Source organism: Bacillus cereus (assembly GCF_002577405.1).
In the GTDB taxonomy this organism is placed as follows: Bacteria; Bacillota; Bacilli; order Bacillales; family Bacillaceae_G; genus Bacillus_A; species Bacillus_A cereus_AU.
Window position 1 is genome coordinate 473,816 of record NZ_NULR01000013.1, and the last position, 22,073, is coordinate 495,888.

Here is a 22,073-nt window from a genome sequence, read left to right on the forward strand (position 1 = left end):
TATACAAAAATAATCTCTACAGAAAGAGATTATTCAAGACTTACTATCTATCGTTCATGTATTTAGTTGTAGAATTTATGGGTTAAGGAAGTATAAAAAGAAAATATCGGAGGATAAAGCTGTATGAAAAGAGCATATCTAATAGAAATCCATCCGACAAAAGAACAAATAACCCAAATAAATCAGACGATTGGTGTGTGTAGGTATGTTTACAACCTGTATATCTCTAAAAACAAAGAGCTGTATGAAGCCGAAGGAAAGTTTCTAGGTGGGTATGACTTTTCTAAATGGTTGAACAATGTCCATACAAAAGAATGTGATCAGTGGATAAAAGAAGTATCCAGTAAAGCTGTAAAACAAGCTATTATGAACGGGGATAAAGCTTTTAAGCGATTTTTTAAAGGTTTATCTAAATTTCCACGATATAAGAAAAAGAAGAAGCAAGATGTGAAGTGCTATTTTCCTAAAAACAACAAAACAGATTGGACAGTAGAAAGGCATAGAGTAAAAATCCCTACAATTGGTTGGATAAGGTTAAAAGAATATGGATATATCCCTAAAGATGCAACTGTAAAAAGTGGCGTAGTATATCAAAGAGCAGGAAAATATTTTGTATCTGTACTTTGTGAAAGAGAAGAAGTAAGGGTAAAACCAATATTGAATAATATAGGTCTAGGGATTGATTTAGGGTTGAAGGATTTCGCTGTACGTAGTGATGGAAAGACTCACAAAAATATAAATAAAACAGTAAAAGTAAAAAAGATAGAAAAACGGTTAAAACGTGAACAACGCTCTTTATCGCGAAAATATGAAAATCTAAAAAAGAGAGGTGGAAAATCTGTTACTATTAAAAGAGCGAATATAGATAAAAATGTTCTTAGGGTGCAAAAGCTGCATGCTCGATTAGCGAATATTCGACTAGAGTATGTAAAGTCTATTGTAACGAATGTGGTGAAAACCAAGCCAACGTTTATTACAGTGGAAGATTTGAATGTAAGAGATATGCTGAAGAATAAACATCTATCTAAAGCAATTTCCAAGCAGTCTTTTTATAATTTTAAAACGTGGCTTTTGACGAAATGTGAGGAATATGGAATTGAATTACGTCAAGTAGACCGATTTTATCCATCTTCAAAGTTGTGCTCCTATTGTGGTCAAAAGAAAGCAGATTTAAAATTATCTGACCGGGTATATGAATGTGAATGTGGTAATGCAATGGATAGGGATTTGAACGCAGCGAACAACCTTTTACAAGCAAAAGAATATACAATACTAACGTAAATAGATTGTATATACGGTGGGCTACATCGGAATTTACGCCTGTGGAGTGTTACAGTAAACTGCAGTAGCGAGTGAGTGGCGAGACAGGACACGGAGAAGCAGGAATACTCTAAGAATAAACATTTGTCTATATTTTTAGTAGCAGCCGCTGTGTTATGAGAGAACCATTTAAATATGTGGACGGTATACTGTATTTACAAGCGTGGAAAGAACTTGGAAACATTACTGCTGGATTTACGACAAAAGATGGTGGGATAAGTACGGGCTCCTTTCATGCGATGAATTTAGGGTTACATGTGAATGATATTGCGGAGAACGTTCATGAAAACAGACGCATTTTAGCAAATAAGTTACAAAAACCATTGGAAAACTGGATTTGCTCTGAACAAGTCCATGATCACCATGTTGAAAAAGTAGGACAACAAGAAAAAGGAAGTGGCGTCTATTCATATGAGGATGGCATTTCAAAAACAGATGGCATTTATACGACTAGTAAAGATGTTCTTTTAACGTCTTGTTACGCGGATTGTGTTCCACTCTATTTTTATGCACCATCACATGGTATGATAGGACTGGCGCATGCTGGGTGGAAAGGGACCGTAAAAGAGATTGCAAATGAAATGATTCAAAAATGGAATGCAGAAGGGATTTCAAGTGATGAAATTCATGTTGCGATCGGACCGGCAATAGGGTCTTGTTGTTATGTTGTTGATGATAGAGTATTAACTGCAGCACAGCAAGTAGTAAACGGGTCTGTCCCGTATGAAAAAATTTCTGATGGGCAGTACGCAATTAATTTAAAAGAAATTAATCGTATATTATGTGTACAAGCAGGCATAAAAGAAGAGCATATTGTAATGTCATCTCTTTGTACAAGCTGTGAAGAACAACTATTTTTCTCTCATCGTCGTGATCAAGGAAAGACAGGAAGAATGTTGAGTTTCATAGGTTTTAAGGGGGAAGGAAAAAAATGACAGTGCAAGAAAATTTAGTAACTGTAAATGAAGCTATTAAAGAAGCTTGCGCACGAGCTGGACGTTCGTTGCAAGATATTAAACTCGTTGCAGTTACAAAAACTGTAGGAATTGAAAAAACAAACGAAGTAATTGAAGCCGGAATTATTGATTTAGGTGAAAATAGAAATGAAGGTTTCTTACAGAAATACGAACATTTCGGTTCAAAAGTAAATTGGCATTTTATTGGCTCATTACAAACGAGAAAAGTAAAAGAAATCATTAATGAAATTGATTATTTACATTCATTAGATCGTCTTTCGCTTGCGAAAGAAATTCAAAAACGTGCTGATAAGAAAGTGAAATGTTTTATCCAAGTGAAAACATCCTCTGAAGAGTCCAAGCAAGGATTGGTAATAGAAGAAATTGTTCCTTTTATTCAAAGTTTGCAAGAATTGGATAAGATTGAAGTGGTTGGATTAATGACAATGGCTCCATTTACAGAAGAAGAGGAAGAAATCAGGCGCTGTTTTAAAGAATTACGCATGCTACAATCAGAGGTGCAGGGGCTAGAATTGTCATATGCACCATGTGAAGAATTATCTATGGGAATGTCCAATGACTACACGATTGCAATTGAAGAAGGTGCTACATATATTCGTTTGGGAACGATTTTAGTAGGAAAAGCGTAAAAGGAAGGAGAATCTTATTATGAGTTGGTCAAAAGTAAAATACTTCTTTTTTGATACACCAGAAGAAAAAGAAGCAGCTCAATATAGCTATGAAAAGGAGCAAACAGACATGAAGAAACAGCAAGATCCGCCAGAACAACAAGATGTTACGTTTCCAAAAGCGCAAACGAAACAAAATGTTGTGAGCATTGAAACGGCAAAGCAATCTTCAAAAGTTGTTTTATTAGAACCACGCACATATTCGGAAGCACAAGGGATTGCGGACCATTTAAAGGGTAGACGAGCTGTTGTAATTAATTTGCAAAGAATGTCTACTGATCAAGCAGTACGTATCGTTGACTTTTTAAGTGGTACTGTATACGCTATAGGCGGGGATATTCAAAAAATAGGACCGAAAACATTTATGTGTACACCTGAAAATGTAGATATTGTTGGTGCAATTTCAGAGTTATTCGGTGAAGAAGAAGAAACAAATATAAAGAGGTGGTAATACGCCATGACAACAGTTTTAATGGTGTTAAATTATGCTTTCGAGATTTACTCGTGGGCACTTATTATTTATATTCTCCTATCATGGTTTCCTGGTGCAAAGGAATCATCTTTCGGTGATTTCCTGGCGCGTATTTGTGAACCGTATTTAGAACCATTTCGCAGATTTATTCCGCCGCTTGGTATGATTGATATTTCTCCACTTGTTGCGATTTTTGCGTTAAAACTTGCTAAAATTGGTTTGTTCAGTTTGTTCGGCTATTTCTTATAGTAAGAGGTTAAATACATGAGCATTTATGAACACTTCAGACCTGATGAAGAGGTCTTTGTGGATAAAGTGTTAGAGTGGAAGCGAACGGCGGAGTACCATCAAGTGAAATTAACAGATTTCCTTGATCCAAGACAGCAACAAATTGTCTCTATGGTAATAGGACAAGGAGATGTTGCTGTGCAATTCGATGGTGCAACGCCTCATGCGGAGCGTAAAAGAGCACTCATTTATCCAGACTATCTAGAATTAAATGATGAAGAATTTCAACTAGAAGTATTAGAAATTGACTATCCTTCCAAGTTTTATACGCTAGAGCATAGGCAAATATTAGGTACATTTATGTCACTTGGTTTGACGAGAGAAAAATGTGGTGATATTTTGCTTCAAGAAAATCGTGCCCAAATTGTAGTTGCAAAAGAAATCGTATCGTATATTGAGATAAACTTACAATCAATAGGGAAAGTAAAAGTCTCCTTATCATCAGTGCTAGGAGAACAAATTCTCCAAATTAATGAAACGTGGGGAGAGAAATCTGGAACGGTTTCTTCACTTCGTTTAGATGTTATGTTAGCTGAAATGTTACATATATCCAGACAGAAAATACAACCTTTAATAAAAAATGGTTTAGTAAAAGTCAATTGGAAAACAGTGGAACAAACTTCTTATGAATGTTATCCAGGAGATGTTTTTTCAGTGAGAGGGTATGGACGAAGTAAATTATTTTCTGTAGAAGGTAGAACAAAACGCGACAAATGGAGAATTTTGTATGGTATACTAAAATGATTGGTTTTTTAGAAGGAAATCCTCCTATTTTGTCGAAGAAAAGATATAATTGAAAGAGGAAATTTAGATAACTACTTGGAGGTGGCGTTGTGCCGTTAACACCATTAGACATTCATAACAAAGAATTTGGTCGCGGATTCCGTGGCTATGATGAAGATCAAGTAAATGAGTTTCTTGATCAAATTATCAAAGATTATGAATTAGTCATTCGTGAGAAAAAAGCTTTAGAAGAAAAGGTTGCACAATTAGAAGGAAAGTTAGATCATTTTTCTAATATTGAAGATACGCTGAACAAATCTATCATTGTCGCACAAGAAGCTGCTGAAGAAGTGAAGCGTAATGCACAAAAAGAAGCGAAATTAATTGTACGCGAAGCAGAAAAAAATGCAGATCGTATCATTAACGAAGCGTTAGTGAAATCAAGAAAAGTTGCTTTTGATATTGAAGAGTTGAAGAAACAAGCGAAAGTATTCCGAACTCGTTTCCGTATGTTATTAGAAACACAACTTGAAATGTTAAACAACGATGATTGGGACAAGTTAATTGAGTTAGAAGACGAAGTAGATGAGCTGTTGAAAAAAGAAGAAACAGTGTAAGCTTGACGTTTTTCTCATTATTACATATAATTTTAAACAACATATTTATTAAGAAAAACGAAGATAGGGATAAGTACCTTTTTCATACCTTATATAGCGAACTGAGGATGGTGTAAGCTCAGGATAAGGAGATATGGGAATATCACCCTGGAGTTCCGCGCTGAACAAATGGAGTAAGCGTAGGCGTATATTCGCGTTAAGAATATAAAGAGGATTTTATACATATGTATAGGATCTACTAGGGTGGTACCGCGGGAGACTTTCTCGTCCCTTTTTGGGATGAGAAAGTCTCTTTTTTATTCCGTTTTTTAGGTCTTTCTTTTATACATGTAAGGAGGAATTGAGCATGGAGTACAAAAATACATTACTAATGCCAAAAACAGAGTTCCCAATGCGTGGGAATTTACCAAAACGTGAGCCTGCAATGCAAGAAAAATGGGCTGAAATGAACATTTATGAAAAAGTACAAGAACATACAAAAGGTCGTCCTTTATTTGTATTGCATGATGGACCTCCATATGCGAATGGTGACATTCATATGGGACATGCATTAAATAAAGTATTGAAAGACTTTATTGTTCGCTATAAATCAATGACTGGTTTCAGTGCACCGTATGTACCAGGTTGGGATACGCACGGTTTACCAATTGAACAAGCTTTAACAAATAAAGGTGTAAAACGTAAAGAAATGACAGTTGCTGAGTTCCGTAAGTTATGTGCAGAGTATGCATATGAGCAAGTAGAACGTCAACGTGAACAATTTAAGCGTTTAGGTGTACGTGCAGATTGGGATAATCCATATATTACTTTAGAGCCAGCTTATGAAGCACAACAAATTAAAGTGTTTGGTGACATGGCGAAAAAAGGTTATATCTATAAAGGGCAAAAGCCAGTTTACTGGTCTCCAACGAGTGAATCTGCTTTAGCAGAAGCTGAAATTGAATATCAAGATAAAAAATCAGCATCTATTTACGTAGCATTCCCTGTAAAAGACGGAAAGAACGTATTAGAAGGTGATGAGAAATTTATCATTTGGACAACAACACCTTGGACGTTACCAGCGAACTTAGGTATTTCTGTTCATCCAGAGCTTGAATATAGCATTGTAAAAGTAAATGATGAGAAATATATCATTGCTTCTGAGCTGTTTGAGACAGTTGCAAAAACGTTAGAGTGGGAAAATGCTGAAGTTGTGAAAACAGTAAAAGGTAGCGAACTTGAGTACACAGTTGCAAAACATCCATTCTACGATCGTGACTCTTTAGTTATGCTAGGAGATCATGTAACAACAGATGCAGGTACAGGTTGTGTTCATACAGCACCAGGACACGGGGAAGATGACTTCGTTGTTGGTAAAAAGTATGGATTAGAAGTACTTTGCCCAGTTGATGATAAAGGTGTATTAACAAATGAAGCACCTGGATTTGAAGGCTTATTCTATGATAAAGCTAACAAGCCAATTACAGAAAAATTAGAAGAAGTAGGCGCGTTACTGAAACTAACATTCATTACGCATTCATACCCACATGATTGGAGAACGAAAAAACCAATTATTTTCCGTGCGACAGCACAGTGGTTTGCATCTATTGAAGCGTTCCGTAAAGAATTAATAGAAGCTGTAGCGGAAACAAAATGGGTACCAGCATGGGGAGAAACTCGTCTTCATAATATGGTTCGTGACCGTGGTGACTGGTGTATTTCTCGTCAGCGTGCATGGGGTGTGCCAATTCCTGTATTCTATGCTGAGAATGGTGAGCCAATTATTACGGATGAAACAATTAATCATGTGGCAGATTTATTCCGTGAACACGGTTCTAACGTATGGTTCGAGCGTGAAGCGAAAGATCTATTACCAGAAGGATTTACACATCCAGGTAGCCCAAATGGTGAATTCCGTAAAGAAACAGACATCATGGATGTATGGTTCGATTCAGGTTCTTCTCACCAAGCGGTATTAGAAGAGCGCGAAGACTTACAACGTCCAGCAGACTTATATTTAGAAGGATCTGACCAATATCGTGGTTGGTTCAACTCTTCATTATCAACAGCGGTTGCTGTAACAGGTAAAGCTCCATATAAAGGCGTACTAAGCCATGGTTTCGTATTAGATGGTGAAGGACGTAAAATGAGTAAGTCGATTGGAAACATCGTCGTACCGAAGAAAATTATGGATCAATTAGGCGGAGACATTTTACGCTTATGGGTATCTTCTGTTGACTATCAATCTGATGTACGTATTTCAGATGATATTTTAAAACAAGTAGCAGAAGTGTATCGTAAAATCCGTAACACATTCCGTTTCTTATTAGGAAACTTAGATGACTTTAAGCCAAGTGAAAATACAGTAGCGGTAGCTGAACTTCGTGAAGTAGATCGTTACATGTTAGTGAAATTAAATGACTTAATTACAAAAGTAAAAGAATCATATGAAACATATGACTTTGCTGCTGTATATCATGCAATTCATAACTTCTGTACAATCGATTTAAGTTCATTCTACTTAGACTTTGCAAAAGACATTTTATACATTGAAGGTGCAAATCACGAAGATCGCCGCGCGATTCAAACAGTATTATATGATGTTCTTGTTGCATTAACGAAACTTGTAACGCCAATCTTACCGCATACAGCTGATGAAGTATGGCCATATGTTCCTGGTGCAGAAGAAGAAAGCGTACAGTTAACTAATATGCCAGACGCTGTAGAAGTAGATGGTGCAGAAGCATTAAAAGTGAAATGGGACGCATTTATGACACTGCGTGATGACGTTTTAAAAGCGTTAGAAGTAGCTCGTAATGAGAAAGTAATTGGTAAGTCATTAAATGCAAGCATTACGCTATATCCAACTGCAGAAATGAAAGCTATGTTAGAGTCTATTAGCGAAGACTTAAAGCAATTATTCATCGTTTCTGAGTATAAGCTTGGTGGTCTGATGGAAGAAGCGCCAGCAGATGCGCCTAAGTATGAACATACAGCGGTTGTTGTTGCTCAAGCAACTGGTGAAACGTGTGAACGTTGTTGGGTTGTTTCAGAAACAATTGGTAAAGATGCAGAACATGAAACATTATGTGAGCGTTGTGCAGCAGTTGTTAAAGAAAATTATGTAAAATAATAAAAAACTGACTGCGCGTAAGGTGCAGTCAGTTTTTTATTATTAACGGTATATTGAAATAATTTCCACTCTCTTTCCGTATGAAGGAAAAATGTGTGTGAGGTAAGCATGAGAATTTCGGACACACTAATTGTACATTGCAGCTGGGAGGAATGTACACGTGAATGAAATTTACATGGAAATAAAAGAAGAATTGCAATTGATGAGAAAAGAGTTGCAAGAGAGACTAGCTAAAGAAGTCATGCACAAATATGATACAGAGTTTAGCGGGGAGCTTGGATATGAAGTTAAGGAAGAGATAAAGAAAAAAATGCTATTACATGATATAAAAGAGGATTTAAAAGATGTAGAACGTGCATTGTTTAAAATGGAAATAGATATGTATGGTATTTGTGAAGAAACGGGAAGAGTGATTCCTACAAAACAAATGAAAACAATGCCGACTGCTCGTACGATTCATGAATTTTTCTATGAAAAGGTAAATGTATAAATGTATGAATACGCACAACGATATTATATTACCTTTTTTTAATTTATTTTATTCTTCTATAAAGGTTCATTGTGAAAAGATAGCAGCTATGCTAAAATTTTGAGGTACACTGTCTTTATGGGGGAAATGAAAATGATATATTATGTAATAGCGTTATTTGTCATTGCCATCGATCAAATATCGAAGTGGCTAATTGTAAAGAACATGGAATTGGGTACGAGCATTCCGATTATCGATAATGTATTATACATAACATCACATCGAAATAGAGGAGCTGCCTGGGGTATTTTAGAAAATAAAATGTGGTTCTTCTACATTATTACAGTTGTTTTCGTAGTATTTATCGTATTTTATATGAAAAAATATGCAAAAACGGACAAACTTCTAGGTATTTCACTAGGTCTCATTTTAGGCGGAGCAATTGGCAATTTTATTGATCGTGTATTTAGACAAGAAGTAGTGGATTTCATTCACGTGTATATTTTCTCGTACAACTATCCAGTATTCAATATAGCTGACTCAGCATTATGTATTGGAGTTGTATTAATTATTATTCAAACAGTATTAGAAGGAAAGAAAACGAAGGAGTAATTGAATGAGTGAAGTAGTACAAGTAACAGTTGCAGAAGAACAAAAAAGCGAGCGAATTGATAAATTCGTTGCAGAAATAAACAGTGAATGGTCACGTTCACAAGTACAGCAATGGATTAAAGATGCTGTTGTAACAGTAAATGGGAAAGCGGTTAAAGGGAATTATAAAGTAAAAGGAAATGATGAAATTACAGTAACAATTCCTGAACCAGAAGAGTTAGATATTCAACCAGAAGATATGAATTTAGAAATTTATTATGAAGATGCAGATGTACTAGTTGTAAATAAGCCACGTGGTATGGTTGTGCATCCAGCACCAGGGCATACAAGAGGTACACTTGTAAACGGACTTATGCACCATTGTACAGATTTATCAGGTATTAACGGTGTAATGCGTCCAGGTATCGTACATCGTATTGATAAAGATACATCTGGACTATTAATGGTTGCAAAAAATGATATGGCACATGAATCACTTGTAAATCAACTTGTAGCAAAAACGGTAACGAGACGCTATAAAGCGATTGTACACGGCGTGATTCCGCATGATAAGGGAACTATCGATGCTCCAATTGGTCGCGATAAGAAAGAACGTCAAAGTATGACAGTTGATGAAAATGGTAAGAATGCTGTTACGCACTTCCAAGTGTTAGAACGCTTTAAAGACTTTACACTTGTAGAATGTCGCTTAGAAACGGGACGTACGCACCAAATTCGTGTTCATATGAAATATATTGGCTATCCACTTGCAGGGGATCCAAAGTATGGTCCGAAGAAAACATTGGATATGAATGGACAAGCACTTCACGCAGGTATTTTAGGATTTGATCATCCTCGTACTGGTGAATATATTCAGTTTGAAGCACCTATTCCAGAAGTGTTTGAAGATGCATTAAATATTTTACGAAAATAGTATTGACAAATCATAAGAAAACTGAGATACTGACAACAGTTAAATAATGATCCTTTAACACAGCCCCGTGAGGTTGAGAAGGTAACGGTTTGAAATACTTAGGGTATGCTGTACCCTTTTTTCAAAAGTCCTCTCGCACACGCTGAGAGGACTTTTTTTTATACCATTCCTCTCACGCAAGAAAAAAAGCTTGGAGGTGTAGAGCATGCAAGAGAAAGCTGTCGTTTTAGATGACCAAATGATTCGCCGCGCTTTAACACGAATTAGTCATGAAATCGTGGAACGAAATAAAGGTGTCGATAATTGTGTTCTTGTCGGAATTAAAACACGTGGAATTTTTATTGCACAACGTTTGGCAGAACGAATTGGTCAAATTGAAGGAAAAGAGATGGAAGTAGGAGAGTTAGATATTACGTTATATCGTGATGATTTAACACTACAATCAAAAAACAAAGAACCACTTGTAAAAGGTTCTGACATTCCTGTAGATATTACGAAGAAAAAAGTTATCCTTGTGGATGATGTATTGTATACAGGAAGAACAGTTCGAGCAGCAATGGATGCTCTAATGGATTTAGGTAGACCATCACAAATCCAATTGGCGGTTCTTGTTGATAGAGGTCATCGCGAACTACCAATTCGCGCTGATTATGTAGGAAAGAACATCCCAACATCGAGTGAAGAGCGTATCGAAGTTGATTTGCAAGAGACAGATCAACAAGATCGAGTAAGCATATACGATAAGTAAAGCCCTTTTAAATGTAGTCCTGTGAGACTGCCAAAGGGTCTTGACTTTCATATGTCAAATTTGGCATACGAAAGTGTAGGACTCTTTGTGCACAGGCGCAAAGAGTTTTTTTATTGCAAAAATTAAAACTGAAGGAGGATGTAACAATGGAACAAAAGCCAGTGTTAGACGTTAATGAAGTACCGAAACCGGGAAAATGGTTATTTTTAAGTATACAACATTTGTTCGCGATGTTTGGATCAACAGTGCTTGTTCCGTTTTTAACAGGATTGAATCCATCAGTAGCATTAATATCAAGCGGATTAGGAACGTTAGCGTTTCTTCTTATAACGAAAGGTCAAGTACCTGCCTATCTAGGATCATCATTCGCCTTTATCGCACCGATTATAACAGCAAAAACAGCAGGTGGACCGGGAGCAGCAATGCTTGGTGGTTTATTTGCAGGACTTGTGTACATCTTAATTTCAATCGGAATTAAGAAATCGGGATCAGGGTGGATTATGAAATTACTTCCGCCAATCGTAGTTGGTCCAGTCGTAATGGTAATCGGTTTAGCTTTAGCACATACAGCAGTGAACATGGCAATGAACGGTGCGGATGGTAAGTACAGCTTTACACACTTTTCAGTAGCGTTAGTAACATTAGCAATTACAATCATTTGCTCCATATTCGGGAGAGGATTCTTCAGTATCATACCAGTTTTACTTGGAATCATCGGAGGTTACATCTTTGCTTACTTCCAAGGGCTAGTAGATTTAAAGCCGGTAGCTGAGGCAAAATGGTTTGTCATACCAGATTTCACAGTACCATTTGTAACATACACACCAGAGTTTTCATGGAAGATTGTGCTCTTAATGGTACCAGTTGCACTCGTAACAATATCAGAGCATATCGGACATCAAATTGTACTTGGAAATGTAATTAAAAGAGATTTAATTGAAAAACCAGGCTTACATCGATCAATCTTTGGTGATGGAGTAGCAACATTGATTGCATCACTAATCGGTGGACCACCGAATACAACGTACGGTGAAAACATCGGTGTGCTAGCAATTACGAGAGCGTACAGTGTATACTTATTCATCGGTTCAGCAGTGTTCGCAATCATGTTCGGATTTATCGGTAAAATTTCTGCACTGATTCATTCGATCCCAACACCAGTTATGGGCGGGGTATCAATCTTACTATTCGGTGTAATCGCATCAAGCGGATTACGCATGATGGTAGATGATAAAACAGATTTAAGTGACAAACGAAACTTAATGATTGCATCAGTAATACTAGTAATCGGCATTGGTGGAGCGGTACTTAAAGTAGGAGAATCGTTCCAAGTAGAAGGAATGGCACTAGCAGCAATTGTAGGTGTACTGTTAAATCTACTACTACCAGAAACAAAACAAGTAAAAAATACAAAACAATCTAAGCAGATTGCTTCATAAAAACAACCTTTTAAATCAGTCCTGTGAGACAGAAAAGGGTGGCTTCTTCCTTGCACCCTAGTCTTACATGACTAGGGTATTTTTATACAAATGTTGTTATAAAAATTCATAAGTGCTATCATAAAAATCAGAAAGATGAGGGATGACGATGAGCCATTTGTTAACGATGAGTGAATTATCGGAGCAAGAAATTTCAGAAATCCTAAAAGACGCAGAAGATTTTGCGAATGGAAAAGAGAGAAAAACAACAGAGCAAACATTTGTAGCAAACTTGTTCTTTGAAAATAGTACGAGAACGAGATTTAGCTTCGAAGTTGCTGAGAAGAGATTAGGACTTGACGTGTTAAACTTTTCAGCAGATTCATCTAGCGTACAAAAAGGAGAAACGTTATACGACACGATAAGAACACTAGAATCAATCGGAACAAAAGCAGTGGTCATTCGCCATGAGCAGGATCGTTACTTCGATGAGCTAAAAGATCAGGTAAATATCCCAATTTTAAACGCAGGTGATGGATGTGGAAATCATCCAACGCAATGTTTACTAGATCTTTTAACGATTAAACAAGAGTTTGGAAGTTTTGAAGGATTGAAGATTGCGATAGTTGGAGATGTTCGGCATAGCCGTGTAGCACGTTCTAATGCAGAAGCGTTAACGAAGCTAGGTGCAACAATTTACTTTGCAAGCCCAGAAGAATGGAAAGATGAAGAAAACGCATTTGGAACTTACAAAGACTTAGATGAACTTGTTCCAGAAGTGGATGTAATGATGTTACTTCGTGTACAACATGAGCGCCATGATCATTATGAAACAGACATTATGAAAGAGTATCATGAGAAACATGGATTAACAGTAGAAAGAGAAAAGCGTATGAAAAAAGGAAGCATTATTATGCATCCAGCTCCTGTAAACCGTGATGTTGAAATTGCAAGTGTGCTTGTTGAGTGTGAGCGTTCACGCATATTCAAACAAATGGAAAATGGAGTTTACGTAAGAATGGCTGTACTAAAACGCGCCTTACCAAATGTATTAGGAGGAATGAAACATGAATTACTTGTTTAAAAATGGTCGTTATATGAATGAAGAAGGAAAAATCGTAGCAACAGATCTTCTCGTACAAGACGGTAAAATTGCGAAAGTAGCAGAAAATATTACGGCAGATAATGCTGAAGTAATCGATGTGAACGGAAAGTTAATCGCACCTGGATTAGTAGATGTACACGTACATCTTCGTGAACCAGGTGGTGAACATAAAGAAACAATTGAAACAGGAACACTGGCAGCAGCAAAAGGTGGATTTACAACAATTTGCGCAATGCCAAACACACGCCCGGTGCCAGATTGCAGAGAACATATGGAAGACCTGCAAAAACGTATTCAAGAAAAAGCGCATGTCAACGTACTACCATACGGAGCAATTACAGTACGCCAAGCAGGTTCTGAAATGACAGATTTCGAAACGTTAAAAGAACTTGGAGCATTTGCTTTCACTGATGACGGTGTAGGCGTACAAGATGCGAGCATGATGTTAGCTGCTATGAAGCGTGCAGCGAAACTGGATATGGCAGTAGTTGCACACTGTGAAGAAAATACACTTATTAATAAAGGTTGTGTACATGAAGGGAAGTTTTCTGAGAAACACGGATTAAACGGTATCCCATCAGTATGTGAATCTGTACATATTGCAAGGGATATCTTGCTTGCTGAAGCGGCAGATTGTCACTATCACGTATGTCACGTAAGTACGAAAGGATCTGTACGTGTAATCCGTGATGCAAAACGAGCTGGAATTAAAGTAACAGCAGAAGTAACACCGCATCACTTAGTGTTATGTGAAGATGATATCCCATCAGCTGATCCAAACTTCAAAATGAACCCACCGCTTCGTGGAAAAGAAGATCACGCAGCGTTAATTGAAGGATTATTAGATGGAACAATTGATATGATCGCAACTGATCATGCACCGCATACAGCGGAAGAGAAAGCACAAGGAATTGAAAGAGCACCATTCGGAATTACTGGTTTCGAAACAGCATTCCCACTTCTATACACAAACCTTGTGAAAAAAGGAATTATTACACTAGAACAGTTAATCCAATTCTTAACAGAAAAGCCGGCTGATACATTTGGCTTAGAGGCAGGTCGCCTGAAAGAAGGTAGAGCAGCTGATATTACAATCATTGATTTAGAACAAGAAGAAGAGATTGATCCAACAACATTCTTATCAAAAGGAAAAAATACACCATTCGCAGGTTGGAAATGCCAAGGATGGCCGGTAATGACAATCGTTGGTGGTAAGATCGCATGGCAAAAGGAGAGTGCATTAGTATGAAAAGACAACTTATCTTAGAAGATGGAACAGTATTAATTGGAAAAGGTTTCGGAGGAGAAATCGAAAAGTCAGGTGAGGTTGTATTTACAACAGGAATGACTGGATATCAAGAAACATTATCTGATCCATCATATTGCGGTCAAATCGTAACATTTACGTACCCATTAATCGGAAACTACGGCATTAACCGTGACGATTTTGAATCAATTCACCCGTCTGTAAATGGTTTAATTGTAAACGAAATTTGTGATCATCCATCAAACTTCCGTAATGAAATTTCGTTAAATGATTATTTAAAAGAAAGAAACATCCCAGGATTAGCAGGAATTGATACGAGAAAATTAACGAGAAAAATCCGTCAATACGGTACATTACGCGGACGTCTTTGTAACATGGATGTGGATGTAGAGGACATCGTTAGCCAATTGAAAGCAACTGTCTTTACAGATCATGTAAAACGCGTATCAACAAAAGATCCATACCCAAGTCCAGGCCGTGGTCATCGCGTTGTACTTGTAGACTTCGGAATGAAACATGGTATTTTACGAGAATTAAATAAGCGTGACTGTGATGTAATTGTAGTACCTTACAATACAACAGCAGAAGAGATTTTACGCCTTAGCCCAGATGGAATTATGTTAAGTAATGGACCTGGGGATCCAAAAGATGTACCAGAAGCAATTGAAATGTTAAAAGACATTATCGGTAAAGTTCCTTTATTCGGAATTTGCTTAGGACATCAACTGTTCGCTCTAGCATCTGGTGCAAATACAAGTAAGTTAAAATTTGGTCACCGTGGTTTAAATCATCCAGTGAAAAATCTTGCAACTGGAAAAGTAGCAATTACTTCTCAAAACCATGGTTATGCAGTAGAAGAAGAATCAGTTGAAAATACAGAGCTTGAAATTACACATGTTGCTTTAAATGATGGAACGGTAGAAGGTCTTCGTCATACGAAGTTCCCAGCATTTACAGTGCAATACCACCCAGAAGCTTCAGCAGGACCAGAAGATGCAAATGATTTATTCGAAGATTTCTTAGAAATGATTGAAAACTTCAAGAAAGAAGGGGAAGAGTTATGCCAAAACGCCTAGACATTAACACAATTTTAGTAATCGGATCAGGACCAATTGTAATTGGGCAAGCAGCAGAGTTTGACTACTCTGGTACACAAGCTTGTCAATCTCTTAGAGAAGAAGGTTACAAAGTAATCCTTGTTAACTCTAACCCAGCAACAATTATGACAGATACTGCGACAGCAGATAAAGTATATATAGAGCCATTAACATTAGAATTCGTAAGCCGTATCATTCGTAAAGAACGTCCAGATGCAATTCTACCAACATTAGGTGGTCAAACAGGCTTAAATATGGCTGTTGAACTTGCGAAATCAGGCATACTTGAAGAGTGCGGAGTTGAAATTTTAGGAACAAAACTATCAGCAATCGAGCAAGCAGAGGATCGCGATTTATTCCGTACATTAATGCAGGATTTAAATGAACCAATTCCATCTAGCACGATCATTCATACGCTGGAAGAAGCACATGAATTTGTAAAAGAAATTGGTTATCCAGTTATTGTTCGCCCAGCATTTACAATGGGAGGAACAGGTGGCGGAATCTGTAGTAATGAAGAAGAACTAATTGAAATCGTATCAGGTGGATTAAAACATAGTCCAGTAACACAATGTTTATTAGAAAAGAGCATTGCTGGTTGTAAGGAAATTGAATATGAAGTAATGCGTGATTCGAATGATAACGCGATTGTAGTATGTAACATGGAAAACATCGATCCAGTTGGGGTTCACACAGGTGATTCTATCGTAGTAGCACCAAGCCAAACATTAAGCGACCGTGAATATCAAATGTTACGTAACACTTCATTAAGAATTATTCGCGCACTAGGAATTGAAGGTGGATGTAACGTTCAGCTTGCACTTGATCCACATAGCTTCCAATACTATGTAATCGAAGTAAACCCGCGTGTAAGTCGTTCATCTGCACTAGCATCTAAAGCAACTGGATATCCAATTGCGAAGCTAGCGGCGAAAATTGCAGTCGGTTTAACATTAGATGAAATTATAAATCCAGTAACACAAAAAACATACGCTTGCTTCGAGCCAGCATTAGACTATGTTGTTTCAAAAATTCCACGTTGGCCATTTGATAAGTTTGAATCAGCAAACAGAACACTTGGTACACAAATGAAGGCAACTGGTGAAGTTATGTCAATCGGACGTAACTTAGAACAATCATTATTAAAAGCGGTTCGTTCTTTAGAACTTGGCATTTATCACCTAGAGTTAGACCACTTAAAAGAGCTTGATAAAGAAACGATGAAAAAGCGTATTATAAAAGCTGATGATGAGAGATTGTTTATTGTAGCAGAAGCAATCCGTCAAGGTGTAACGAAAGAGGAAATCAACGAATGGTGTGAAATGGACTTCTTCTTCTTACAAAAAGTTGAAAACATCGTAAATATGGAGCGCGAAGTAAAAGCGAATGTAGGAAATATGGAAGTACTACAAACTGCGAAAGAAATGGGCTTCAGCGATCACTATATTGCAGCTGCTTGGAACAAAACGGAGCGCGAAATTTACGATATGCGTAAAGAAAACAATATGACTCCTGTTTATAAAATGGTAGATACTTGTGCGGCAGAGTTCGAATCTGCAACACCATATTACTACAGCACATATGGTGACGAGAATGAATCGGTTATAACAGATCGTAAGAGTGTGGTTGTACTAGGGTCTGGTCCAATCCGTATCGGTCAAGGTGTTGAGTTTGACTACGCAACAGTTCACTCTGTATGGGCAATTAAAGAAGCTGGATATGAGGCAATCATTGTTAATAACAACCCAGAAACGGTTTCAACAGACTTCAGTATTTCTGACAAATTATACTTTGAACCATTAACAATTGAAGATGTAATGCACATTATCGATTTAGAAAAGCCAGAAGGTGTTATCGTTCAGTTCGGTGGACAAACGGCAATTAACTTAGCTGCTAAATTAGAAGCACACGGTGTGAAAATCTTAGGAACATCACTTGAAGATTTAGACCGTGCGGAAGATCGTGATAAATTCGAAGCTGCTTTAACAAAGCTTGGTATCCCGCAACCAGTTGGTAAAACAGCAACGACTGTAGAACAAGCGGTAGCAATCGCTGAAGAAATTGGTTACCCAGTATTAGTAAGACCATCTTACGTACTAGGTGGACGTGCGATGGAAATCGTATATCGTCAAGAAGAACTGCTGCACTACATGAAAAATGCAGTTAAAGTTCATGCAGATCATCCGGTATTAATCGACCGTTACATGGTTGGTAAAGAAATTGAAGTAGATGCAATTTCAGACGGTGAAAATGTATTCATTCCAGGTATTATGGAACATATTGAACGCGCTGGAGTTCACTCTGGGGATTCAATTGGAGTATATCCACCACAAAGTTTATCTGAAAAACTAAAAGAACAAATCATTGAACATACAATTGCACTTGGAAAAGGATTAAACATTGTTGGATTACTAAATATCCAGTTTGTAGTATTCAAAGATCAAGTGTACGTAATTGAAGTAAACCCACGTGCGAGCCGTACAGTACCGTTCTTAAGTAAAATTACAGGCGTACCGATGGCGAATGTTGCAACGAAAGTTATTTTAGGTCAAAACCTAGTAGAACAAGGATACGGAACGGGCTATCACCCAGAAGAGAAAGAAGTATATGTAAAAGCTCCGGTATTCTCATTTGCGAAACTACGCTCAGTTGATACAACATTAGGACCTGAAATGAAATCAACAGGGGAAGTAATGGGTAAAGACTTAACGCTTGAAAAAGCATTATACAAAGGTCTAGTTGCTTCTGGAATTAACATTCCAACGCACGGATCAGTAATCATCACAGTAGCGGACAAAGATAAAGAAGAGGCAATGGAAATTGCAAAACGTTTCCACGAAATCGGATACAACTTATTAGCAACAGCTGGAACAGCACAATCGTTAGCAGAGCAAAATATTCCGGTGCAAGTTGTAAACAAAATTGATTCTGAAGAATACAACTTACTTGATATTATCCGTCAAGGAAAAGCACAGTTTGTAATCAATACATTAACAAAAGGAAAACAGCCAGCGCGTGACGGTTTCCGCATTCGCCGTGAGTCAGTAGAAAATGGTGTAGCTTGCTTAACATCACTTGATACAACGAGAGCAATCTTACGAGTATTAGAATCTATGACATTCTCAGCTCATTCAATGAAAGAAATTACGCAAACAAAGCGTCACGAGGTGGTACATGCATGATGCAAAAGCAAAATATGATCGTCGTTAACCAAAAAGAAATCGCAAAAAATATTTACGAATTAGTGCTTCAAGGAACGTTAGTACAGCAAATGAACGAACCAGGGCAGTTTGTACACATTAAGGTAGCAGAGGGCATTGCGCCCCTTCTGCGCCGCCCAATTAGTATTTGTAATGTAGATCAAGAGAAGAACGAATTTACAATGCTATATCGTGCGGAAGGACAAGGGACAAAAACATTAGCAACTAGAAAACAAGGTGAAATGGTAGATGTACTAGGACCACTAGGACACGGTTTTCCTGTAGAAGAAGCGGAAACTGGACAAACAGCTTTGTTAGTAGGCGGGGGAATTGGTGTACCACCACTTTATGAATTATCACAGCGCCTCGTTGCAAAAGGTGTGCGTGTTATTCACATCTTAGGTTTTCAAACGAAAGATGTTGTTTTCTATGAAGAAAAATTTGCAGAACTTGGTGATACGTACGTTGCGACAGTAGACGGTACACACGGTACAAAAGGATTTGTCACAGATGTAATTGATAATTACGGAATTGACTTTGATATTCTTTATTCATGTGGCCCGTTAGCAATGCTTCGTGCATTAGAAGGACGTTACAAAGAGAAAAAAGCCTATATTTCATTAGAAGAACGTATGGGTTGTGGTATTGGAGCTTGTTTCGCATGTGTATGCCACTTACAAGAAGATCCAAGTGGACATTCTTACAAGAAGGTGTGTAGCGACGGACCAGTATTTCCAATCGGGGAGGTTGTACTATGAACAGATTGCAAGTTGAATTACCAGGATTATCATTAAAAAATCCAATTATACCGGCATCTGGATGCTTTGGATTTGGTCGTGAATATGCACAGTTTTACGATTTAAGTGTACTAGGATCAATCATGATTAAAGCGACGACAGAACAACCACGCTATGGAAATCCAACGCCTCGTGTTGCTGAAACACCAGGCGGTATGTTAAATGCCATCGGACTTCAAAACCCAGGGCTAGAAAAAGTAATGAATTCTGAATTACCTTTTCTCGAGCAATTTGACCTTCCGATTATTGCGAACGTTGCAGGCTCACAAGCTGAGGATTACGTAGCGGTTGCAAAGGAAATTTCTAAAGCGCCTAATGTTCATGCACTAGAATTAAATATTTCTTGTCCAAACGTAAAAACAGGTGGTATCGCCTTTGGTACAAATCCTGAAATTGCTGCTGATTTAACGAAGCGAGTAAAAGAGGTTTCTGAAGTACCTGTATACGTGAAATTGTCACCGAACGTGGCAAACATAGTGGAAATTGCAAAAGCGATTGAAAATGCAGGTGCAGACGGTTTAACGATGATTAATACATTGCTTGGTATGCGTCTAGATTTAAAAACAGCTAAACCAATTTTAGCAAACCGTACAGGCGGACTATCAGGACCTGCGATTAAGCCAGTAGCAATTCGTATGGTACATGAAGTAAGTCAAGCGGTTAACATTCCAATTATCGGAATGGGTGGTATTGAAACAGCTGAAGATGTAATCGAATTCTTCTACGCTGGCGCAAGCGCAGTTGCAGTAGGTACAGCGAACTTTATCGATCCGTTCGTATGTCCAACAATTATTGAAGAATTACCAGCATTACTAGATGAATTAGGATTTGATCACATTTCGGAATGTCAAGGAAGGAGCTGGAAGCAAACATGTCACAGTCGTTAATCGTTGCACTAGATTTTCCAGGGAAACAAGATGTAGAACAATTTTTACGCCACTTTGAAGGGGAAGAGCTATTTGTCAAAGTAGGTATGGAGTTATTTTACAAAGAAGGCCCTGCAATTATTACGTACTTAAAAGAAAAAGGACATAAAATCTTTCTAGATTTAAAACTTCATGATATTCCGAATACAGTAAAAAGCGCTATGCGTAGCCTAGCTAGTCTAGAGGTTGATATGGTAAATGTTCATGCTGCTGGGGGAAGTAGCATGATGAAAGCTGCGATTGAGGGATTAGAGGAAGGTAAGCAAGAAGGAAAAGAGAGACCGATTTGTATTGCAGTTACACAACTAACAAGCACTTCGGAAGCTATGATGAAAAAAGAGATCGGTATTGAGAAAACGTTAGAAGAAGCGGTTGCTCATTATGCAAAATTAACGAAAGAAAGTGGACTTGATGGCGTTGTTTGTTCGACACTTGAAGTTCCAAAATTACGCGAAGTATGCGGAAATGAATTTGTAACAGTAACACCGGGGATTCGTCTTGCAAGTGATGATGTAAATGACCAAGTGCGCGTAGCAACACCGAAACGTGCGAGGGAACTTGGCTCAAGCTACATCGTAGTTGGACGTAGTATTACAAAAGCAGAAAATCCGCTTGAAGCGTATAAAACAGTAAAACAACAGTGGGAAGGTGTAACAGTATGAAAAAAGAAATCGCATCGCATTTATTAGAAATTGGAGCAGTATTTTTACAACCGAATGATCCATTCACATGGTCTTCTGGTATGAAATCACCAATTTATTGTGATAACCGTTTAACTTTATCTTATCCAAAAGTACGTCAAGCGATTGCAGCTGGATTAGAAGAGTTAATTAAAGAGCACTTCCCAACTGTAGAAGTTATTGCAGGAACAGCAACTGCTGGTATTGCGCACGCTGCATGGGTAAGCGATCGTATGGATTTACCAATGTGCTATGTGCGTAGTAAAGCAAAAGGCCACGGTAAAGGGAACCAAATCGAAGGAAAAGCTGAAAAAGGTCAAAAAGTAGTAGTAGTAGAGGACTTAATTTCAACTGGTGGTAGTGCAATTACATGTGTAGAAGCACTTCGCGAAGCTGGCTGTGAAGTATTAGGAATCGTATCAATCTTCACATACGAGCTTGAGTCAGGAAAAGAGAAACTTGAAGCAGCAAACGTAGCGTCATATTCTTTAAGTGACTACAGCGCATTAACTGAAGTTGCAGCAGAAAAAGGTATGATCGGACAAGCTGAAACGAAAAAATTACAAGAGTGGCGTAAAAATCCAGCTGACGAGGCTTGGGTTACAGCGTAACACGAAAAAAGACGACTGCGGGGGGAAACGCAGTCGTTTTTTATATCATTGTA

At 37.7% G+C, this 22,073-nt stretch carries 21 protein-coding genes, 1 pseudogene and 1 other annotated feature; all 22 genes and pseudogenes read left to right on the plus strand.

Annotation, left to right across the window (positions count from 1 at the left end; genetic code table 11):
- Positions 1-13: 13 nt before the first annotated feature.
- Positions 14-127: pseudogene (locus COC96_RS28100) on the plus strand (IS607 family transposase); the annotation flags it as partial.
- Positions 124-1,281 carry an RNA-guided endonuclease InsQ/TnpB family protein gene (locus COC96_RS18440; RefSeq protein ID WP_071713200.1) on the plus strand — a complete coding sequence of 386 codons (1,158 nt, stop codon included), beginning with the start codon at positions 124-126 and terminating at the stop codon, positions 1,279-1,281. The pseudogene COC96_RS28100 and the gene COC96_RS18440, both read left to right, overlap by 4 nt.
- A gap of 155 nt (positions 1,282-1,436) precedes the next feature.
- Positions 1,437-2,255, plus strand: coding sequence for a peptidoglycan editing factor PgeF (pgeF, locus tag COC96_RS18450; RefSeq protein WP_098769128.1), 819 nt, complete (start codon positions 1,437-1,439; stop codon positions 2,253-2,255).
- Positions 2,252-2,926, plus strand: a complete 675-nt coding sequence (locus tag COC96_RS18455; RefSeq protein ID WP_098769129.1) for a YggS family pyridoxal phosphate-dependent enzyme — start codon at positions 2,252-2,254, stop codon at positions 2,924-2,926. The genes pgeF and COC96_RS18455 overlap by 4 nt, the downstream gene beginning before the upstream one ends.
- Before the next feature lie 19 nt (positions 2,927-2,945).
- Positions 2,946-3,416: a cell division protein SepF gene (locus COC96_RS18460; protein WP_097904417.1), complete on the plus strand. Its 471-nt coding sequence runs from the start codon at positions 2,946-2,948 to the stop codon at positions 3,414-3,416.
- Positions 3,417-3,422: 6 nt separating this feature from the next.
- Positions 3,423-3,686, plus strand: a complete 264-nt coding sequence (locus COC96_RS18465; protein WP_097904416.1) for a YggT family protein — start codon at positions 3,423-3,425, stop codon at positions 3,684-3,686.
- 15 nt (positions 3,687-3,701) lie between these two features.
- Complete coding sequence (locus COC96_RS18470) at positions 3,702-4,469, plus strand: YlmH family RNA-binding protein (protein WP_098267885.1); 768 nt, start codon at positions 3,702-3,704, stop codon at positions 4,467-4,469.
- Between the two features lie 89 nt (positions 4,470-4,558).
- Positions 4,559-5,065, plus strand: a complete 507-nt coding sequence (divIVA, locus tag COC96_RS18475; protein WP_001131609.1) for a septum site-determining protein DivIVA — start codon at positions 4,559-4,561, stop codon at positions 5,063-5,065.
- Positions 5,066-5,116: 51 nt separating this feature from the next.
- Positions 5,117-5,340 (plus strand) — a binding site (T-box leader).
- Between the two features lie 71 nt (positions 5,341-5,411).
- Positions 5,412-8,177, plus strand: coding sequence for an isoleucine--tRNA ligase (gene ileS2 / locus COC96_RS18480; RefSeq protein ID WP_098267884.1), 2,766 nt, complete (start codon positions 5,412-5,414; stop codon positions 8,175-8,177).
- 160 nt (positions 8,178-8,337) lie between these two features.
- Positions 8,338-8,667, plus strand: coding sequence for a molecular chaperone DnaK (locus COC96_RS18485; protein WP_098267883.1), 330 nt, complete (start codon positions 8,338-8,340; stop codon positions 8,665-8,667).
- A gap of 132 nt (positions 8,668-8,799) precedes the next feature.
- Positions 8,800-9,258, plus strand: coding sequence for a lipoprotein signal peptidase LspA (gene lspA / locus COC96_RS18490; RefSeq protein WP_000642182.1), 459 nt, complete (start codon positions 8,800-8,802; stop codon positions 9,256-9,258).
- A 4-nt stretch (positions 9,259-9,262) separates the two neighbouring features.
- The gene (locus COC96_RS18495; protein WP_098267882.1) at positions 9,263-10,171 is read left to right on the plus strand and encodes an RluA family pseudouridine synthase; all 909 of its coding nucleotides are present in this window, start codon (positions 9,263-9,265) and stop codon (positions 10,169-10,171) included.
- A gap of 205 nt (positions 10,172-10,376) precedes the next feature.
- Entirely contained in the window at positions 10,377-10,919 is a 543-nt protein-coding gene (gene pyrR / locus COC96_RS18500; protein ID WP_001156491.1) for a bifunctional pyrimidine operon transcriptional regulator/uracil phosphoribosyltransferase, read from the plus strand.
- A gap of 146 nt (positions 10,920-11,065) precedes the next feature.
- Positions 11,066-12,358, plus strand: coding sequence for a uracil permease (gene uraA / locus COC96_RS18505; RefSeq protein ID WP_141536082.1), 1,293 nt, complete (start codon positions 11,066-11,068; stop codon positions 12,356-12,358).
- A 148-nt stretch (positions 12,359-12,506) separates the two neighbouring features.
- A complete protein-coding gene (gene pyrB, locus COC96_RS18510; protein WP_098267880.1) occupies positions 12,507-13,421 on the plus strand; it encodes an aspartate carbamoyltransferase in 915 nt (304 codons plus the stop codon).
- Positions 13,405-14,691 carry a dihydroorotase gene (gene pyrC, locus COC96_RS18515; protein WP_098267879.1) on the plus strand — a complete coding sequence of 429 codons (1,287 nt, stop codon included), beginning with the start codon at positions 13,405-13,407 and terminating at the stop codon, positions 14,689-14,691. Before pyrB ends, pyrC begins: the two co-directional genes overlap by 17 nt.
- The gene (locus tag COC96_RS18520) at positions 14,688-15,785 is read left to right on the plus strand and encodes a carbamoyl phosphate synthase small subunit (protein WP_097904409.1); all 1,098 of its coding nucleotides are present in this window, start codon (positions 14,688-14,690) and stop codon (positions 15,783-15,785) included. Before pyrC ends, COC96_RS18520 begins: the two co-directional genes overlap by 4 nt.
- A complete protein-coding gene (gene carB, locus COC96_RS18525; protein ID WP_098267878.1) occupies positions 15,770-18,988 on the plus strand; it encodes a carbamoyl-phosphate synthase large subunit in 3,219 nt (1,072 codons plus the stop codon). Before COC96_RS18520 ends, carB begins: the two co-directional genes overlap by 16 nt.
- The gene (pyrK, locus tag COC96_RS18530) at positions 18,985-19,764 is read left to right on the plus strand and encodes a dihydroorotate oxidase B electron transfer subunit (RefSeq protein WP_000983363.1); all 780 of its coding nucleotides are present in this window, start codon (positions 18,985-18,987) and stop codon (positions 19,762-19,764) included. Before carB ends, pyrK begins: the two co-directional genes overlap by 4 nt.
- A complete protein-coding gene (gene pyrD, locus COC96_RS18535) occupies positions 19,761-20,690 on the plus strand; it encodes a dihydroorotate oxidase B catalytic subunit (RefSeq protein WP_001081053.1) in 930 nt (309 codons plus the stop codon). The genes pyrK and pyrD overlap by 4 nt, the downstream gene beginning before the upstream one ends.
- Positions 20,675-21,391 carry an orotidine-5'-phosphate decarboxylase gene (gene pyrF / locus COC96_RS18540; RefSeq protein WP_098769130.1) on the plus strand — a complete coding sequence of 239 codons (717 nt, stop codon included), beginning with the start codon at positions 20,675-20,677 and terminating at the stop codon, positions 21,389-21,391. The genes pyrD and pyrF overlap by 16 nt, the downstream gene beginning before the upstream one ends.
- A complete protein-coding gene (pyrE, locus tag COC96_RS18545; protein ID WP_000711455.1) occupies positions 21,388-22,020 on the plus strand; it encodes an orotate phosphoribosyltransferase in 633 nt (210 codons plus the stop codon). Before pyrF ends, pyrE begins: the two co-directional genes overlap by 4 nt.
- Positions 22,021-22,073: the final 53 nt, after the last annotated feature.

What these genes read in the sequence shown, in the direction of transcription:
- pyrF (WP_098769130.1), top strand. Translation starts at nt 20,675, where the DNA reads ATGTCACAGTCGTTAATCGTTGCACTAGATTTTCCAGGGAAACAAGAT.
- COC96_RS18460 (WP_097904417.1), top strand. Translation starts at nt 2,946, where the DNA reads ATGAGTTGGTCAAAAGTAAAATACTTCTTTTTTGATACACCAGAAGAA.
- pyrD (WP_001081053.1), top strand. Translation starts at nt 19,761, where the DNA reads ATGAACAGATTGCAAGTTGAATTACCAGGATTATCATTAAAAAATCCA.
- pyrK (WP_000983363.1), top strand. Translation starts at nt 18,985, where the DNA reads ATGATGCAAAAGCAAAATATGATCGTCGTTAACCAAAAAGAAATCGCA.
- uraA (WP_141536082.1), top strand. Translation starts at nt 11,066, where the DNA reads ATGGAACAAAAGCCAGTGTTAGACGTTAATGAAGTACCGAAACCGGGA.
- ileS2 (WP_098267884.1), top strand. Translation starts at nt 5,412, where the DNA reads ATGGAGTACAAAAATACATTACTAATGCCAAAAACAGAGTTCCCAATG.
- pyrC (WP_098267879.1), top strand. Translation starts at nt 13,405, where the DNA reads ATGAATTACTTGTTTAAAAATGGTCGTTATATGAATGAAGAAGGAAAA.
- COC96_RS18440 (WP_071713200.1), top strand. Translation starts at nt 124, where the DNA reads ATGAAAAGAGCATATCTAATAGAAATCCATCCGACAAAAGAACAAATA.
- pyrB (WP_098267880.1), top strand. Translation starts at nt 12,507, where the DNA reads ATGAGCCATTTGTTAACGATGAGTGAATTATCGGAGCAAGAAATTTCA.
- COC96_RS18455 (WP_098769129.1), top strand. Translation starts at nt 2,252, where the DNA reads ATGACAGTGCAAGAAAATTTAGTAACTGTAAATGAAGCTATTAAAGAA.
- COC96_RS18470 (WP_098267885.1), top strand. Translation starts at nt 3,702, where the DNA reads ATGAGCATTTATGAACACTTCAGACCTGATGAAGAGGTCTTTGTGGAT.
- COC96_RS18520 (WP_097904409.1), top strand. Translation starts at nt 14,688, where the DNA reads ATGAAAAGACAACTTATCTTAGAAGATGGAACAGTATTAATTGGAAAA.
- COC96_RS18495 (WP_098267882.1), top strand. Translation starts at nt 9,263, where the DNA reads ATGAGTGAAGTAGTACAAGTAACAGTTGCAGAAGAACAAAAAAGCGAG.
- lspA (WP_000642182.1), top strand. Translation starts at nt 8,800, where the DNA reads ATGATATATTATGTAATAGCGTTATTTGTCATTGCCATCGATCAAATA.
- pyrR (WP_001156491.1), top strand. Translation starts at nt 10,377, where the DNA reads ATGCAAGAGAAAGCTGTCGTTTTAGATGACCAAATGATTCGCCGCGCT.
- pgeF (WP_098769128.1), top strand. Translation starts at nt 1,437, where the DNA reads ATGAGAGAACCATTTAAATATGTGGACGGTATACTGTATTTACAAGCG.
- pyrE (WP_000711455.1), top strand. Translation starts at nt 21,388, where the DNA reads ATGAAAAAAGAAATCGCATCGCATTTATTAGAAATTGGAGCAGTATTT.
- carB (WP_098267878.1), top strand. Translation starts at nt 15,770, where the DNA reads ATGCCAAAACGCCTAGACATTAACACAATTTTAGTAATCGGATCAGGA.
- COC96_RS18465 (WP_097904416.1), top strand. Translation starts at nt 3,423, where the DNA reads ATGACAACAGTTTTAATGGTGTTAAATTATGCTTTCGAGATTTACTCG.